The organism is Wolbachia endosymbiont of Diaphorina citri (assembly GCF_013096535.2).
In the GTDB taxonomy this organism is placed as follows: Bacteria; Pseudomonadota; Alphaproteobacteria; order Rickettsiales; family Anaplasmataceae; genus Wolbachia.
The window spans coordinates 421,277-438,271 of the sequence record NZ_CP051265.2 but is presented as its reverse complement, the minus strand read 5'-3'; the positions used below and the strand labels follow the sequence as shown (position 1 = coordinate 438,271).

Sequence of the window (16,995 nt, the reverse complement as noted above, 5' to 3'; positions counted from 1 at the left end):
ATATGAAGTTTTTCATAAAATATTTTATTAAAGTGATTGACAGTTGCCGAAGTGTTTACTAAAACACTTGCATAATTTTAGTAGGGAGGTCACATGAGTTTTAGCCAATATATAAAAGATAACACTTTAGCAACATCAGGCATTACAATTGATATAAACAAATTCGTAAACTTTTTAAAAAATAATACACACATTACAAAGCTTATTTTACGATGTTCAAAAATTAATTATGAGGTTATAAAAGAATTAGCTCAGCTTTCTCATCTTACTTCACTTGATCTAAGTTGCAGTTATGTTGGTACAGAAGGTGCAAAGATTTTAGCAAGCGGGAATCTTGTAAATCTTACTTCACTTGATTTAGGAGGAAACGAAATTGGTGATGAAGGTGTAGAGGCTTTAGCAAGTGGAAATCTTACAAGTCTTACTGAGCTTAAATTATACGATAATAAAATTGGCGATAGGGGGGCAAAAGCTTTAGCAAGTGGAAATCTTACAAATCTTACTTTGCTGAGTTTAGGATGGAATGAAATCAGTAATGAAGGTGCAGAGGTTTTAGCAAGTGGAAATCTTAAAAATCTTATTACACTTAAAGTATATGATAACAGCATTAATTACAGAGGTTCACAGACTTTGGCGAGTGGAAATTTGGTACGTCTTACTTCGCTTATTTTTAATTATTGCAGTATTGATAGCACGTTGCCTAAAAATTTTCTACCTGAATTAAGAAGGAAATGTAATAAAAGAAAAATAGTAGAGGAGCCAGATAGCAAGCTAAGTGAGGTGCAGGCATCTTTGCATTTTGATAGTAAAGGCTTTAAACCTATATAACTTCACACGTTTTGTCTGTTTAAGAGACAAAAAAGGTAGTGAATTTTGGGCTAAAAGTGAAATGTACAGATTGTATAAAATAGTGCTCCCCGGGCCGGATTCGAACCAGCGACCAATTGGTTAACAGCCAACTGCTCTACCACTGAGCTACCGAGGAATAAACCTTGTTCAACTTATCACATTGAGCGTCGATTGTAAACGATTTTTATCTAGACTTTAAACCCAACTGATCATGTTCTGCTAGCTTTCCCTTAGTTGTAGCACTGTTATACTTATTTTTAGAGTAAAAAACTCAGTTTGGCGGCGTCTCTTTTAATTTTTTCTTTGTTCAGCCAAATCGAGCTTGTTATCACATACAGCTCGCTACTTGGAGATTTATTTGTCTTTTTTTAGTTGGCAATTTTTTTAATATTTATAGCTAAAGTAATTTAAGAGATCAGTTTCAAGTAATCCTTCTCCTGTTATCCCAGTACTTGTGATACTGGTACTCAGAAAAATTAATTTCCACTATATAAAATATTGATAAAAAGCTAGATTTCACTGTCGTGCTCTGAAGTGACAGGTCAAATAGCTGAGCTGAAATTCCCTACTATGAAGCAGTGAGAACACTTATTTCATGTACATTTGTCAAGACTGCTTCATCAACTTTAATACTAGGCTTCAACAACATATATGTAGCACCACCAACTACCAGTGCTGCTGCTGTGACTGCAACCACTGCTATAATTATAGGTATTGCAATTGCTTCAGTTGCAAGAAGTGCCGCTGCTATAACAGTACCTAATAATGCAGTTGTTCCACCGGCAATAATCACATTTTTAGTTACTTGCTGTATTTTCTCTTTTTCTTTCAAAGATTCCTTTATTATATCATCTAATGAAGCTTCTACTTCTTTATTGTAATTTTGAATAGCGCAACCTAAAGGAATGTACACGTTTTTATTGACTTCATCAACATTTGTACCACTTTCTTTGAGAATTTTTATCAGCTTTACCTGATTCTCTTGAGTAGCTAAACCTAAAGGAGTGTTTCCGTTTTTATTGACTGCATCAACATTTGCACCATTTTTTATAAGAGTTTTTGCCACTTCTATATGGCCAAAGCAAACAGCACAATGTAAAGGAGTGTCTTCACTTTCACATTCATTTCTTACATTGACATTTGCACCATTTTCTATGAAAACCTTTGCTAGTTTTATATTACCAAGTTTAGCAGCCAAAAGTAAAGGAGTCGATCCATCACTACCTATTACATCAACCTTTGCATGTTTTTCTATGAGGGCTTTTGCCAGATGCTCACAATCTATGTAAGTAGCGAGATGTAATAGCCCATATCTAACAGGTAAAAACTCCTCGGCAAATGTAACAAAGCAACTTCCTCATTGCTATTATTATAATCACTATTAATGCGAAACAGATAATCTATATTAAAATTATCTTTCTCCCACCTGTTATAATCCTTTGGAAATCTTCTTAATTTCTCTTGTATTTTTTCAATTACGCTATCTTTACTTAAATCTTTGTTACCATTGACTGTGCTCAATACTCTTTTCCATTTTGCAAATTTTATCGTCATGATTTTACCTCTACCATCAAAGATGTTTAACTATTATGTATTGTACTAAATAGTCAATATTTATTGTGAACAAGCTATATATAACAATTGCAATTGTTAGTAGCAAAGATGCTATAAGAGAGAACTTTCCTATTATTATTGACATCTCTTGGTGAGCACAACGTTCATACTTAATGCGTTATCGTAGGAACACTTAACAATGTTTATAGAGTGTTATCCATGAGGACGCTGTTTCTTATGTCGGCTGTACAGCGTAGCCTACATTAGCTCTTGTAAGCTACTGCCAATAGTAGTGATAACATTATCATTATTACAGCTTGTTTGGGCAAGTTCGGCATTTCCACCGCAATCCCTTCTGGTTACAGTAGATACTAGCTCTTTTGCATTGATCTTATTAGTTAAATCTTTACTTACTTTGACAATCAAAACTGTTTTATCCTTTTCTGTTACCATGAAGGCTATTACAGTTTTCGGTTTTTGTTGCTGTAGAGCAAATTCCCTTATTATACTTTCTGGAACGTTATTGAAAGTGTGGCTTACGAAATTTATTCCATTTATTTCGGTACTTTTTACATTTTCTACACTGATAAGCTTCTTATAAAGATTTTTTATTTTGACTTCAAATTCTTTGCGCTCCTGGCTTAAAATACTGAGTCGACTTGTTATTTCATTTACTGGTGCTTTTACGAATTCTGCAACTTTTTTTAAGCTAATTTCGTTATTGCGTACATAATTAATTGCTTCTTGACCGGTTAAAGCTTCAATTCTTCTTACTCCAGATGCAACGGAACATTCTGCTGCTATCTTAAACAAACCAATTTCTCCAGTACGCTCCACGTGTGTACCGCCGCATAATTCTTTTGAATCTCCAATTTTTACAACCCTAACCTTGTCACCATATTTTTCACCAAATAAGGCCATGGCTCCTTCGTCTATTGCCTCATCCATACCTTGAACTTTTGTGGACGTAGAAAGATTTTCTCTGATTAGAGAGTTTACTATATCTTCTACTGAAAACAGCTGATCCTGAGTGACTGGCTTATTGTGACTAAAGTCAAATCTTAGCCTATTTGGTGCGACTAGAGAACCTTTTTGAGTAACGTGATCACCTAAGATTTTTCTGAGTGCAAAGTGTATAAGATGTGTAGCTGAATGATTTCTTCTTAAGTCTTGTCTTCTTTTTTTGTCAATACTAGCTGTAACTGTATCACCTTTACGAACTGAACCAGATTCAACTATACATCTGTGTAAATATAGGTCGTTAATCTTGTTGGTATTTTCCACTGTTAACGTACTTCCATCAGACTTTATAAAATTTCCAGTATCTCCCACTTGTCCACCTGACTCTCCATAAAAAGGTGTTTTATCAAGTATAATAGTTATCTTTTCTCCTTCTTTTGCAGAATCAATTACTTCATTTTTAGAGGAAATTATTGCGAGTACTGTTGCATCCTTTACTTCATCACGCTCATAACCAACAAATTCCGTTTTGCCAAACTGATCGATTAAATTAAACCATACTTGTTCAACAGATTTTTCACCAGATCCAGTCCAATTAGCACGTGCTCTTTCTTTTTGCTCTTTCATTGCATTATCAAAACCCTTCTGGTCAAAATTTATTTTCCTTTCTTTCAAAATATCAAGTGTGATATCAAAAGGAAATCCATAAGTGTCATATAGTTTGAATGCTGATTCTCCAGGCAAAGTGTCACCTGATTTTAAATCTGCAGTAAATTTGTCCAAGAGATTAATGCCTTTCATTAAAGTGTCTTTAAAGTTTTCTTCCTCTGACTTTAACGTTGTTTCTATTAAACTTTTAGCTCTAATTAGCTCTGGATAAACATCTCCCATATAAGCCAAACTTGTGCCATCTATGAGTGCAGGAAAAACAAGGTTCAATAGAGAATCATTATATCCAAGTAGGTGGATATAACGTACTGCTCTCCTGATCAATCTGCGTAGTACATAATTTCTTCCTTCATTTCCAGGAAGCACTCCTTCTGCGATGAGAAATGCAGCTGCACGAAGGTGATCTGCGATAATCTTATGAGCTACTTTATTTTCCGTATTTCCACAGCATTCTTGTGATTTATTTATCAGGGCAGAAAATAGATCGATATCATAGTTATCATGAACGTTCTGCATAACAGCTGCTATTCTTTCAAGACCCATTCCGGTATCGATGCATTTTTTTGGTAATTTTTGTAAATTACCTTCTTCATCTTTATTAAATTCCATGAACACCAGGTTCCAAATTTCAACAATTCTGTCGTCTTCATGTAAAGCGGAATTTCCATGATCGTAAAAGATTTCAGAACATGGGCCACATGGACCAGTATTGCCCATGCTCCAAAAGTTATCATCTGTTGTAATTCTTATGATTTTATCATCTGAAAAGCCACTTATCTTACGCCAAATTTCATATGCTTCATCATCAGTGTGGTAAACAGTTATGGATAGTCTGTTTTTATCAAGAGACAATTCTTCAGTAATAAATTTCCACGCAAATTCTATCGCAGTTTCTTTAAAGTAATCACCAAAGCTAAAATTTCCGAGCATTTCAAAAAATGTGTGATGCCGAGATGTATAGCCAACATTTTCAAGATCATTGTGTTTACCACCTGCTCTGAGACACTTTTGACTTGAGACGGCACGTTTCATTTCAGTTTTTTGCGTGCCGGTAAAGATGTTTTTGAACTGTACCATACCAGCATTTGTGAACATGAGTGTTGGATCATGCTCTGGAATCAAAGGAGAAGAAGGAACTTGCTCATGATTATTATTTACAAAAAATTTTATAAATCTTTCTCTAATTTCGTTTAGCTTCATCGTTTTTACTGAGGTTATCTATGCATAATAAGTTGTAACAGAAGTAAAATCAATTTATCAATCCAAATATTAATATATAGATTATTAAATATAATAAAATGATCTTTTGACATAAAATTTTTAACAAAAAGATATGGATATAAATATTTTATCCACTAACATAGAGAAGTATTTGTTAATTCAAATAATATTTTTGTTAATTAATTTAAGGAGTGTGAAATGCCAAAAAAATTCCAAAACACTAAGAATAGCATGCGAAAGAGAGAAACAACAAATAAGCAGGAGATGGATGGTCCAACAATTAGAATTGTATCTGACTTGGAAAGTATAAAACAAAACAGAAGAGTAGAATTTTTAATTAAAGGAGAGAATTTAACAGTAAAAGACCTCTCTATATCTTCTAGAGCAGCTGAGATAGGCTTGGTTACAGGAATAGTAAATTCAATAGACATTCCTCAAGCAATTCGTGAATCGACAATAGATGGAATTATTTTAGGTCTTAAGAGTGGAGAAATAGAAAAAGGTAAAGAATATAATTATAGAGAATTTAAGAAAATATATCTAAAAAACCTTGTAGATGAATTGGGTAAGGATAGTTCAAAAAAGCTAAAAGAAAGAACTGATGAAAATAGCCAATTGAGAGAATCTACTACTGAAGAAATTGATTATCAGATGCAGGAAGATGTAACTATCGAATCAGCTTCTTTAACAAAACAAGAATTCGATTTTGCATCAAGCAAAGTAACTACTAAAGAGATTAATGACGTAATAAATGAAATAGAAGAATCAAATGCTAGTTATGGAATTACTCCTGAAGATATAAGTAGTGTTTCCCGTTTTGATAGTAATTCACAAGAAGTGTTAGATCATTCTATATTTAATAGCACAGATGTGGAAGGGCCTAAATTACCCGAAATAAATGGAGGACAGTATATAGGAATAGCAGGGATTGCTGGTGGTATATTGGGTGGAGTGCTAGCAGTAGCTTTTGCAGGATTAGGATACTTTGTATGGCATAGAAAAAATAGGGAAGGTAGCTACGATGTTGAAAAAGCGATGAAAAACCTTCCTGAACAAGCTCAATTTGAGCATTCCGGATCTACATCAGAAATAGAATCTTTGCTCAGCAATGCTACATCGGTAGCACATCTATCTTCTCAGATTAGTGTCGAGTAAGATTCCAGAGTTTGATGGCACAACAGTGCCATCAACTTAGCTCTTACAGCACTTATATGCTCTGGAACCAAAGGAGAAGAAATTTTCCTGTCTTACAAAAATTTTTATAAATCTTTCTCTAATTTTATATCGTTTTTACTAAGGTATAATAAATTGCAATGAGAAATTCAGATATTAATATATGTATTATTTAGTATAATAAAAACCCCAGTTGCGGATTAATCAATACAGTAAAATGTAGAAATAGAGGGCTTTTTAGGCTTCATAGAATATGAAACTAATGTGGAAAAGATGTGCACCAAGAAATTTATTGGAGACCTGTGTCTTGAATGCTCAAGATCAAGTCTGTTTTTGAGGTAACCAAAAACTGTTTCAATAATCGACCTTTTTCTTAAAAAAATCTTTTCTTCAAGAAGCATTAATGTATTTTTCATACCTTTTTTTACTTTGGTAACGAGTTTTATTCCTCTATCGAAGAGTTTTGCAAAGAGCTCTTTCTTTATATAGCCCTTATCACCAAACAAAAGACCAGTCAGTTTTTCAGTTAATTTTGGTACTGGTTTTCTGTCGTCAACGTTACCTTTAGTCATTGTAACTCCTTGAATTTCACCTTTTTCATTAATTACCATATGCAATTTAAAACCCAAAAACCAGCCATATGTAGTCTTTCCAAGCTTTGCCAATCCTTTGAAAACTTTGTTTCTTGAGATTCTTTTTGGATGGCAAACAGCGATAGAAGTTGCATCTATGTACGAAATTCCGGTCATTTTTGACTGCTCACAAAGCCACTTTAACAAGAGCACTAAATACCTTTTAGCCTAATAAATCTACTATATGTTGGCAAATTTTGAAACTCAGATCCATGTAGTGCTTTCAAATAATATGTATAGAAAGATTTAAAGTCCTCACATCTAGATTGTTGATAAAGTAAAATTATAGTAAGAATTTCAGAATGCGTAATCCCTGGCGTTCTGGTAGGTTTTTTACTGTTTGGCAGGAGTTTTTCTGCGAAATTTTTGTTTATAGCCTTGCAAAAATCGTCTACAAAGCAAAATAATTCTGTTACATTTTTATTCATGGGTAACCTCTCTATTTTTTGATAATATGTTTCCGGAGTTTACCCTATTTTCCTGGCTTTTTCACTGACTTCTAATCCCCAACTGGGGTAATAAAAATATAAAAATCTTAGTGAAAAGATGTGGACTTAAATAATTTATCTTTTATACATAAGGAAATATTGGTCAGCTTGGGGGTCATATATGTCAAGAAGATTTAAAAATACTGTAGGAAAAAAAAGATCAATCAATAAGGAAAAAAGGAATAGATGGATTAGTATTGAATCAGAATTGCGAGATGTAGAACAAAACAGAACAATATATTTTCTATTGGGAGGAGGTGATTTAAAACTTAAGTATGTATGTATGCTTGACGATACATCTTATCGTATTCTTGTTGCTGAAGGAGAAATAGTGCATGCAGAAAATCCAAAAGTGATGATTGATGATATTGTTTCTGATCTCAAGAGTGGAAAAATACGAAGTTATAAAAGATATAATGCCAAAGAGTTTTATGAAAAGTATCTCAAAGAGTTTTTGAGTAATGAGAACTTGCAAAAGCTGGAAGCTGGTGATATTGAAAATACAACAGCAGAACTACCAAACTTAAAACAAGTAATGGAAGAAATGAAAAAATCAAACGCTAGCAATGGAATTACAATGCGAAATATAGAAAGTGTTCAAAATACGACGAATATTTTGGGTAATCCTATGATTCATGATACAAACTTGAGAGAGTTTAAATTATTGGAAACACCTTCAAACGAGAAAAATAATATAGTGTTCACAGTAGGTATGTTAGCAGTAACAGTAGCTTTGGTAGCAGCTATCGCAGCAGCTGTACCATTTAAATGTTGGTTTTATAATAGAAAAAATAAAAGCCATAGTAGTGCTAAGGAAGAAACTTCATCTAGTTATTTATTAAGTGCAATAACTTTAGAAAGTGGAACTAATTCTATTAGTTAGCCAAAATATTGCAAAAATAGAATTTTTTTATTTCACAGTTTCCTCATTTGATAATTTTTATGCTCTAATTATTATACTTAATTTATCATTACCTGTTGTGTAAACAGGATGAGAATTTTCAATAATCTACATCCTTTAGTAAGAAAAAATCAATACATTCACGATAAGTTTACCTCATATCTGTGTTTTATATGTGGAATTTCGAATGGAAAATTATGCAGGCAAAGAAAGAAGAATAGTGAATATAGTTACTCAACATTGGAGTGATATAAAAGGATCAGATAGAGAATGGCCAGAAAGACATGAAATAGACACTGCAGAAATCATGGAGTCATGGCAGCATTGTTTTATCATTGAAGTTAAAGATCGAGGTTATATTTGTGAAAATGCAGGAGAAAAAGCTATTGAATTCTATGGTTTTGAAAAAAAGATGTACATCGATGATAAGTATGCAATTGATGCACCATTTTTGCGGCTATATAAAATAGATGCAGTTATTGATAAACTTGAGACTGTAATAGAGAGTAAATGCCCAATCAATGAGGAGGAAGAAAGTGAAAGTGTTAAAATGAGGCAAGTATTGTTGCCAATTGGAGATAAAGAAGGTATAACACATATATTGGGTGTAATTACATTTAAGCTCCTCTAAAACACAATTTTAATTTGATTCTTTAATAAAATTATCTATACTCATACTTAATTACTAATAAAGAACTAAATAGTGGTGTTTGTAAATTTGTTTAGAATATGACGAAAATAAAATTAAAAACCAAATCTTCTGTCAAAAAGCGCTTTCACCTTACAGCTAAGGGTAAAGTCATCTCTACTCAGTCAGGTAAGAGACATGGCATGGTAAAGAGAAGTAAATCTAATATTCGTAATCAACGCGGTACAACGATTCTCAATAAATCTGACTCACGCATAGTTAAGCTTTATATGCCTTATGGTATTTAACAAAATGGAGGTAAAATAAAAATGGCTCGAGTAAAACGTGGAGTCACTACTCATGCTCGTCATAAAAAAATATTGAAACTAGCAAAGGGTTATAGAGGACGGGCAAAGAATTGTTATAGAATTGCATTACAAAGGGTTGAAAAAGCACTCCAATATTCTTACAGAGACAGAAGAAATCGCAAACGTGATTTTCGTGGTTTGTGGATAATACGTATTAATGCAGCGGCAAGAGAACATGGACTTACTTATGGTAGGTTTATGCATGGTCTTAAACTTGCTGGAGTTGATTTGAATAGAAAAATTCTTGCTGAGATGGCTGTTAATTATAAGGATGATTTTGCTAAATTAATAGAAACTGTAAATAGTAAACTAGTAGAAAATTCTTAAAGCAAAAACACCTAATGAGAATTATTTTCATGGGGTCGCCGGAGTTTGCGGTTAATACGTTAAGTCTACTATTGAAATCACATAACGAAACAGTAGCGGTATACACCAAGGCTCCAAAACCTTCAGGGCGTGGGCAGAAGTTAACAAAATCCCCAGTACACGTCGTTGCTGAAGAAAGTGACATAGAGGTATGTATTCCTGTCTCTTTGAAATCTCCAGTAGAGCAAGAAAAGTTTAGAAATTTTAAGCCAGACGTTGCAGTTGTTGCTGCGTATGGGTTGATACTTCCAAAAGAAATTTTGAATACTCCAAAATATGGTTGTATTAATATTCACCCTTCATTGCTACCTAGGTGGCGTGGTGCAGCTCCGATACAGCATGCAATTTTAGCAGGAGATCAAGAAACCGGAATCAGTATCATGCAATTAGATGAAGGATTAGATTCTGGTCCTATTTTAAAACAGAGAAAACTTCTTATTGAAAAAAGCGATAATTATAAAACTTTGCATGATAAATTGTCTAAGCTAGGCAGTGATTTACTGCTGGAAGTGCTAAACGAAATTAAAAAGCAAGTTCCCTTAAAACAGAATGATAATGACGCGTGTTACGCTGACAAAGTGGAAGATTATAAAATTTATGCAAGTGATACCTGTGAAGTTGCTTATAGAAAAGTTAAAGCTTTTTATCCAAAATCATTTATTAAGATAGAGAATAAACGTATCAGAATACTTGATGCTGACTTTGAAGCTTTTTCTTCAGAACAAGGTGAGGTCATTAATGATAATATGCACATCAGTTTAAAAGGTGGCACTTTAATTCCTAAAGTTGTGCAAATGGAAGGAAGAAATCCTTGCAACATTGAAGATTTTGTTCGTGGCTTAAAGTCAAGTGTGGCAAAAAGATTTATAGAATAGGTTACTTTGAAGGGAAGGTTAGTAGGGCTAAAGCAACTTCTACAATTTGGTATTCCGCTGCTTGTTACACAACTGTACGAACATTTGTTTGTGAAAGCAGTGTGTTAAATGTTATAGCAGGTTTTGCCTCAAACACAAAGGCAGTGCCATGACTACTTGGATCCAGAAAAAAGGATGATGTCATGCCAGTGCCTTCTTTATTATCCCAGTGCTCTCTTCTTGTCATCCCAGTGCTTGACACTGGGATCCAGGAAACTTAACTTTAAATAAGTGGCTGTATAATAAAGACTAAACTCCGGTGCCAAACACTGACCATTTGCTGTGCAATTTACCTTCAAAAATGAATGTTCGTACAGCTATAGCGGAGTCTACAACGAGATACCGCGGCGGTATGACGTAGTAGCTATATATAGACAAATTTTCTTTTCTTAGATATAATCTTAAGAAACCTTCCATATGAAAATTAAAAGAGCTTTAATATCAGTATACGATAAGACAAATATAATTGAACTTGCATTGTTTTTGATGCAGCAACAAATAGAAATTCTCTCAACAGGGAATACTTATAAAGTGCTATCAGGTGCGGGAATAAAAACGCAAGAAGTTTCAGATTACACGCAATTTCCAGAAATACTAGATGGCAGAGTGAAAACTTTACATCCTAAAATTCACGGAGGAATACTCTGTGATCGAAAAAGGCACAAAAAGGAAATGCAGAATCTAGAAATTAAGCCGATAGATCTGCTTATAACTAACTTATATCCATTTTGGAAAACGGTTAATAGCAACTCAAGTGAGGAGCAAATCATAGAACAAATAGATATAGGTGGAGTAGCATTAATTAGAGCTACAGCAAAAAACTTTCATTTCACTTCAGTGATTTCTAGCATTCAAGATTACGAAACACTGAAAGCTGAGATGATCAAAAATAACAATCAGACAACATTAGAATATAGAAAACATCTAGCAACTAAAGCATTTGCTCTGACTGCACAGTATGATTCTAATATTTACAATTGGTTTTTATCACAGGGTAAAAGCAATGAGTTACCAGAGTTTTTTACTTTATATGGATGTAAAGCACAAGGACTCAGGTATGGTGAAAATCCTCATCAAAAAGCTGCATTTTATAGTAATCAATTTAGCAAATATCCACTGGAGAAAATACATGGAAAAGAGTTGAGCTATAATAATATAGTCGACATAGAGTCTGCACTTAACATAATTTCTGAGTTTCAAGAACCTGCAGCAGTGATAATAAAGCACAATAATCCATGTGGCGCTGCTGTTAGTGATAGTGCTTTAAAAGCATATGAAAAAGCTCTATCATGTGATGAAATAAGCAGTTTTGGTGGAATAGTTGCTTTCAATCGGGAGATAGATTTAAAGCTAGCAGAAAAGCTAAATGAGATATTTTTGGAGGTAGTGATAGCGCCATCAGTTAATAGCGAAGCGCTAAAAGTTTTGCAAAAAAAGAAAAATCTGAGAGTGATTATTCATAAACCTTTTCAACAAAATGAGAAGTACCAAGTTAAAAACGTTGTTGGTGGGTTCTTAGTACAGGAAAATAATAACCACGTAATGGGAGAAATTAGTCAAGTAACAGAATGTACTATAACAGAAAAAGAGGATCTTATTTTTGCTTGGAAAATATGTAAACATGTAAAATCCAATGCAATAGTGATAGCAAAAGACGGTTGTGCTATTGGCATCGGTGCAGGACAAACAAGCAGAATAGATAGTGTGAATATTGCAGTAAAAAAAGCAGGTGAAAAATGTAAAGGCGCAGCGCTTGCTTCGGATGCATTTTTTCCATTTCCAGATAGTATAGTAGAAAGTGCAAAGCATGGAATTACAGCTATAATTCAGCCAGGTGGCTCATTGAAAGATCAAGACGTGATAGCAGCTGCAAATGAGAATAAAATTGCCATGTTTTTCACTGATATTCGTAACTTTCTCCATTAAGCTTTGTATCCTGTCAAAATTATACCCCCACAGATTGAAAATTGAGTTGAACTAAAAATTCGGTTTGACATACTTTTTTGAACATTCCCTCTTTTGGTTCTGCATTAGCCTTAACAATATTCTTTATTCCATGCTCGTCAAAAATCAACCACCTATCAGAAATCCTTACTATATCCGCTGGAGTAGACTTAATCTGATGATCGAAAGAAGTAAGATTTTTGCTGTAAGCCACTGATTAGAAGTAGGCACAACAGATATGTCTTTGCTATTTTCTATTTCAGCCATGAAAGCATCATTACTATCAATAGCAACTAGTTTAAGTGCTTCATCCTCCAGAAATTAGCCATTATGGCTAAAATGTCTTACAGAGAAGGTGAAGCTATACTATTTAACTTCCCAATCTGTATAGATTAAAACGACAAGAAGACTTGTATTTAGCGTACTGTTTTTGTACTATGTACATACTATGTCTTTATAAAAACTTCGGGCTTTTCCCTATACAAACTGAAACAGTCTGTTTAAGACATTACCCAACGTCAAATTTAAAAAATAAAGAGTGGAACAACTATTTACACGGGGCTTCTTTTGCCTGGTAAATTTTTTAATATTTATAGCGAAAAGAGCATGGGTGTCATTCCAGTGCTTGACGCTGGTTCCTGGATCCCAGTGTCCGGGTACTGGGATGAAAACGAAGGGGCTGCTTGAATAACAACATTTGGATGATAGCCGTACTTGATCTGGATTCCAGTGTCACGCACTGGAATGACACCACAGAGGCCACTTGAATCTAATTTACTATTCACAATCCCAGTTATTAGCTTGTTTTAATTGACTTTTTATCATAATTATGTAATAATTAAATAACTCTTTTAATATTGAAGGTAAAATTATGACAGGAGAATATGAATCACTGGAAAAAGTACTGAGGACGATTGAGGCTGAGAAAGATTTAAATCTCAATAATATAATTGAGAAAATACAAGAAGAACTAAAGAAACAGAATCAAGATCTACATGAAGAGTGGAAGAAAGTTGAATTTGATGTAAATCATTTATTTAGTCAAGAACTTACATTGTTGCACGTAGCTGCTAGACGTGGCTTTGAAAACGTAGCAAAAGTCCTGGTAGCAGTAGGAGCTGATGTTAATAAGAAAGATAGTAAGTGCGAGAAGATTCCTTTACATTTAGCCGCTGAAAATGGTCATGCTGAAGTGGTAGAATTTTTCTTAAATAGAGGAATAAGTGTTAATGTAATGGATAAAGAGGGCAATACTCCTTTGCATTGTGCTGCAAATAATGGAAGTAGAAAAACAATATCAATTCTAATAAGAAAAAATGCAGATCCTTGGTTAAAGAATTTTCATGGTAAAACTGCAGTGAATATTTATGCATTCGAGCATCCTAATGGTTCTGGATACTTAATGCAGCTGAAAAAAGCGAAAATTCAAGGTTATATTGTTTTTGGCTCAATGTTGTTGTTAGGTGCTGCTATGGCAACATCAATTGTTGCGGTTAATTTAATTGTACCTGATGTGCCTGTATTAAAGGTGTTATTGTGTGTAAGTATTTTGTATGCATTTGCATCTATAGCTAAATATATTACGTACAAAGCGGCTGAATTGGATGCTGAAAATGAGATTAAAAACGGGCAAGATTCAAACATAATAAATATTGAAGAAGTGAGTGATGAAAAAAAATCGGTTAATAAAGCAACGCACTCAAAAGAATTAAATGATCTTGTTTGTGCAATAAAAGGCTCTTCTAGAATAGAGATAGTTGATCCAGACAAGCAGAAAAAAGTAACACTTGATGATGTTATTGTTTCAGATGAAGTAAGAAAAGAGTTAAAAATGATTTGTGGTCATATATCAGAGAAGAAGAAGAAAGCTCTTGAAATGCTAAGTTGCAAAATGCCAACAGGCTATATTTTATATGGTCCACCTGGAAATGGTAAAACTCTTATTGCTCGTGCAATTGCATGTGAAGCTAATGCTAAATTTATTAGCGTTTCTGGATCTGAATGTATGCAAAAATATGCTGGACAAAGCGCACATTACATAAAAGATCTTTTTGCAAAAGCGAGAGAAAATGCTCCTTGCATAGTCTTTATAGATGAAATAGATGCTGTTTGTACAAAACGTAGTAATAATAATGCATACAATGACGAAGAACGCAACCGAATTGTAAATCAGTTTTTACATGAACTTGATGGTTTTAATCCTATAGAAGGCGTGACAGTCATTGCTGCAACTAATCGTCTAGAAAGTTTAGATGAAGCAGTAATTAGATCAGGTCGCCTCTCTAAACATATTGAAATTATTTTACCAGATAAAAGCCTACGTGAAAAAATATTGGGTCTTTATACGGAGAAAGTGCCAATGGAACCAGATGTAAATCTAGCAAAACTTGCAGAAGAAACTAATGGTTTTTCAGGAGCTGATCTAGAAAATTTGGTAAATGAAGCAAAACTTCATGCTGTAGATCAGATTTGCGAAGAAGAGTCAGAAGATGAAGAGCTAAAAGTGACAGTGAACATGGATGATTTCAATAATGTACTTAAAGATCTTAAATCTAAAAAGGTTGAGAATGAGCAAGTGGATAGTAAGATGGAGTTGTTGAACAATATTGTGAATTTTGCAAATTTGAGCAAAATGCTTAATAAAAGTGCATAGAAAACATATGGAGCTGCTTTATTGTAAAGCAGGAAAGTGATTCAGCGAATGTAAATGCAAAAGTAGAGATAGAGTACAGAGAAAGCAGGTAAAATAGTGATTTTAATTGTGTTAGATAGATTTTGACTTTCTGTTCTTTTTCTTACTATTTATCACAAATCTCCCTAACGTTTATATCTCTCTTACAGATTCATTCAAACTTAATTAAGTGGGAGTATTGTTAATGCGAAAAGGGTTTAATTAAAATGGTATGGCGTGTGAGGAAGACATACATCAATTGGTAGAAAGTGGATTTGATATTAACTCAAAAGATGTAAGCGGAGTCACTCTCTTACATAAGTTTACAAAAGAAGGCGATTTAGTTGGAGTAAAATCATTATTAGAACACGAAGCTGACTTTAATGTTGTGGACAACGAAAATAGAAATCCACTGCATTATGCTATTATGCATGGACACAAAAAAATTGCTAAACTTCTTGTTAATCAACTGACAATTAATTCTAGAGATAAAAATGGATTTACTCCACTTCACCTTGCTACACTACAAGATGACACAGAATTAATGGATTTTTTAATAGCAAAAGGCGCAAAAATTAATGAAAAAGATGCTGAGGAAGGCTATACTCCTCTTCACATAGCTTCATTATACGGTTCTAAAAAGAGCGTCCAGATTTTAATTGATAGCGGAGCAAATCTTGAATGTGAAGATAACAACTTTCGTACTCCTTTATTTTTGACCATTTATCAATGTACTACACATTATGAAAGTAGAGCAGAGATTATAGAATATCTGATAAAGAAAGGTGCAAACATAGAAGCAAAAGATGCAGAAAATAATACTACGCTTTTTCTAGCAGCATATAACAACAAAATGCAACTGGTAAAGCTTATTGTAAAGCAAGCAAAAGCTAGGTTAAAAGAGTTTATTTGCACAAAAAACAAACATGGCTTTGATGCGCTGGATTGCGCTATTGAGCATAATAATGGAAAGATGGTAACATTTCTTGTTTCAAAGGGAATAGAAGCAGATGACCAAGATTGTATCGGTAACACCAGGTTACATAAAGCTAGCTACAATGGTGATACTAAAGCAGTTAAGTTCTTATTGGAGCTTAAGGTAAACGTTAATGCCGTCACTAGATGCAACAGAACTCCTCTGCTACTTGCAGCTAAAAAAGGCCATGTAGAAATTGTAAGAATGTTGTTAGCAGTAAAAGCCAATATGAATATTTGTGATCAACAAGGTTTTACACCTCTGCATCTTACTATTCAAAGGGATTATTTTGACATAGCTCAGCTATTAATAGAAAAAGGGGCAATTAAGTGTAGTAAAGATTATACCGCAATAGGTATGTTTATTGACAAGGCTCATAGCAAAAAAAATATTGAAGAAAATTACAAAAAATTCTGTAGATTTTTGATGCTTTACTTGAAAGAGCTACATAGTAAACACAAAGCCTTTTGTGTATTTTCAATCCTAGCTCTAAGCTTAACAATTATAGGTTTACCATTTATTTTCAAGCCTATTATTAAATATAGAGAAAGAAGTAAAATGTATAAAAAAATTAGGGATATGCTGATTTATATTTAAGTACAACAGGAGAACTAAGCTAATATATGACAATTATCTGTTCGATAAAAATGAAATTAAATGTATTCGTTTAGCAGAGTGGCA

General features: G+C 33.5%; 15 protein-coding genes, 1 tRNA gene and 1 pseudogene. 10 read left to right on the top strand and 7 right to left on the bottom strand.

Features of this window, described 5'->3' with window-relative positions; all coding sequences use genetic code 11:
• The first annotated feature begins 93 nt into the window (after positions 1 to 93).
• Entirely contained in the window at positions 94 to 828 is a 735-nt protein-coding gene (locus tag HGO49_RS01930; RefSeq protein WP_017531831.1) for a leucine-rich repeat domain-containing protein, read from the top strand.
• 85 nt (positions 829 to 913) lie between these two features.
• Here the strand turns inward: HGO49_RS01930 and HGO49_RS01925 are convergent.
• The 4 genes from HGO49_RS01925 to alaS form a co-directional block, all read right to left on the bottom strand.
• Positions 914 to 985: transfer RNA gene (locus HGO49_RS01925), tRNA-Asn, on the bottom strand.
• A 432-nt stretch (positions 986 to 1,417) separates the two neighbouring features.
• Positions 1,418 to 2,104, bottom strand: a complete 687-nt coding sequence (locus HGO49_RS07210; protein ID WP_237398595.1) for an ankyrin repeat domain-containing protein — start codon at positions 2,102 to 2,104, stop codon at positions 1,418 to 1,420.
• Between the two features lie 26 nt (positions 2,105 to 2,130).
• Positions 2,131 to 2,403, bottom strand: coding sequence for a hypothetical protein (locus tag HGO49_RS01915; protein ID WP_017531829.1), 273 nt, complete (start codon positions 2,401 to 2,403; stop codon positions 2,131 to 2,133).
• Between the two features lie 258 nt (positions 2,404 to 2,661).
• Positions 2,662 to 5,232, bottom strand: a complete 2,571-nt coding sequence (gene alaS / locus HGO49_RS01910) for an alanine--tRNA ligase (protein WP_017531828.1) — start codon at positions 5,230 to 5,232, stop codon at positions 2,662 to 2,664.
• 219 nt (positions 5,233 to 5,451) lie between these two features.
• Between alaS and HGO49_RS01905 the strand changes: the two genes are divergently transcribed.
• Entirely contained in the window at positions 5,452 to 6,408 is a 957-nt protein-coding gene (locus tag HGO49_RS01905; RefSeq protein ID WP_017531827.1) for a hypothetical protein, read from the top strand.
• A gap of 218 nt (positions 6,409 to 6,626) precedes the next feature.
• Here HGO49_RS01905 and HGO49_RS01900 read toward each other — a convergent pair.
• Positions 6,627 to 7,486, bottom strand: a pseudogene (locus tag HGO49_RS01900) (IS982 family transposase).
• A gap of 181 nt (positions 7,487 to 7,667) precedes the next feature.
• Here HGO49_RS01900 and HGO49_RS01895 point away from each other — a divergent pair.
• From HGO49_RS01895 to fmt, 5 genes are all read left to right on the top strand, one after another.
• Positions 7,668 to 8,429 (top strand): hypothetical protein, encoded by a 762-nt coding sequence (locus tag HGO49_RS01895; protein WP_017531796.1) that lies wholly within the window; start codon positions 7,668 to 7,670, stop codon positions 8,427 to 8,429.
• A gap of 205 nt (positions 8,430 to 8,634) precedes the next feature.
• On the top strand, positions 8,635 to 9,078 hold the full coding sequence (locus HGO49_RS01890; RefSeq protein ID WP_017531795.1) for a PAS domain-containing protein: 444 nt from the start codon (positions 8,635 to 8,637) through the stop codon (positions 9,076 to 9,078).
• 98 nt (positions 9,079 to 9,176) lie between these two features.
• Positions 9,177 to 9,383 carry a 50S ribosomal protein L35 gene (gene rpmI, locus HGO49_RS01885; RefSeq protein WP_006013548.1) on the top strand — a complete coding sequence of 69 codons (207 nt, stop codon included), beginning with the start codon at positions 9,177 to 9,179 and terminating at the stop codon, positions 9,381 to 9,383.
• A gap of 21 nt (positions 9,384 to 9,404) precedes the next feature.
• Complete coding sequence (rplT, locus tag HGO49_RS01880) at positions 9,405 to 9,770, top strand: 50S ribosomal protein L20 (protein WP_017531794.1); 366 nt, start codon at positions 9,405 to 9,407, stop codon at positions 9,768 to 9,770.
• Between the two features lie 14 nt (positions 9,771 to 9,784).
• Entirely contained in the window at positions 9,785 to 10,684 is a 900-nt protein-coding gene (gene fmt, locus HGO49_RS01875; protein WP_026092601.1) for a methionyl-tRNA formyltransferase, read from the top strand.
• Between the two features lie 64 nt (positions 10,685 to 10,748).
• On the opposite strand, the gene HGO49_RS01870 is transcribed toward fmt, so the two are convergent.
• Positions 10,749 to 10,925: a hypothetical protein gene (locus tag HGO49_RS01870; RefSeq protein ID WP_160142693.1), complete on the bottom strand. Its 177-nt coding sequence runs from the start codon at positions 10,923 to 10,925 to the stop codon at positions 10,749 to 10,751.
• A gap of 215 nt (positions 10,926 to 11,140) precedes the next feature.
• Between HGO49_RS01870 and purH the strand changes: the two genes are divergently transcribed.
• Entirely contained in the window at positions 11,141 to 12,649 is a 1,509-nt protein-coding gene (purH, locus tag HGO49_RS01865; RefSeq protein ID WP_017531791.1) for a bifunctional phosphoribosylaminoimidazolecarboxamide formyltransferase/IMP cyclohydrolase, read from the top strand.
• A 19-nt stretch (positions 12,650 to 12,668) separates the two neighbouring features.
• On the opposite strand, the gene HGO49_RS01860 is transcribed toward purH, so the two are convergent.
• Positions 12,669 to 12,881 carry a hypothetical protein gene (locus HGO49_RS01860; protein ID WP_017531790.1) on the bottom strand — a complete coding sequence of 71 codons (213 nt, stop codon included), beginning with the start codon at positions 12,879 to 12,881 and terminating at the stop codon, positions 12,669 to 12,671.
• Positions 12,882 to 13,538: 657 nt separating this feature from the next.
• Between HGO49_RS01860 and HGO49_RS01855 the strand changes: the two genes are divergently transcribed.
• Both HGO49_RS01855 and HGO49_RS01850 read left to right on the top strand, forming a co-directional pair.
• Positions 13,539 to 15,320, top strand: coding sequence for an AAA family ATPase (locus tag HGO49_RS01855; protein WP_017531789.1), 1,782 nt, complete (start codon positions 13,539 to 13,541; stop codon positions 15,318 to 15,320).
• Between the two features lie 250 nt (positions 15,321 to 15,570).
• On the top strand, positions 15,571 to 16,911 hold the full coding sequence (locus tag HGO49_RS01850; protein ID WP_017531788.1) for an ankyrin repeat domain-containing protein: 1,341 nt from the start codon (positions 15,571 to 15,573) through the stop codon (positions 16,909 to 16,911).
• Positions 16,912 to 16,995 lie beyond the last annotated feature (84 nt).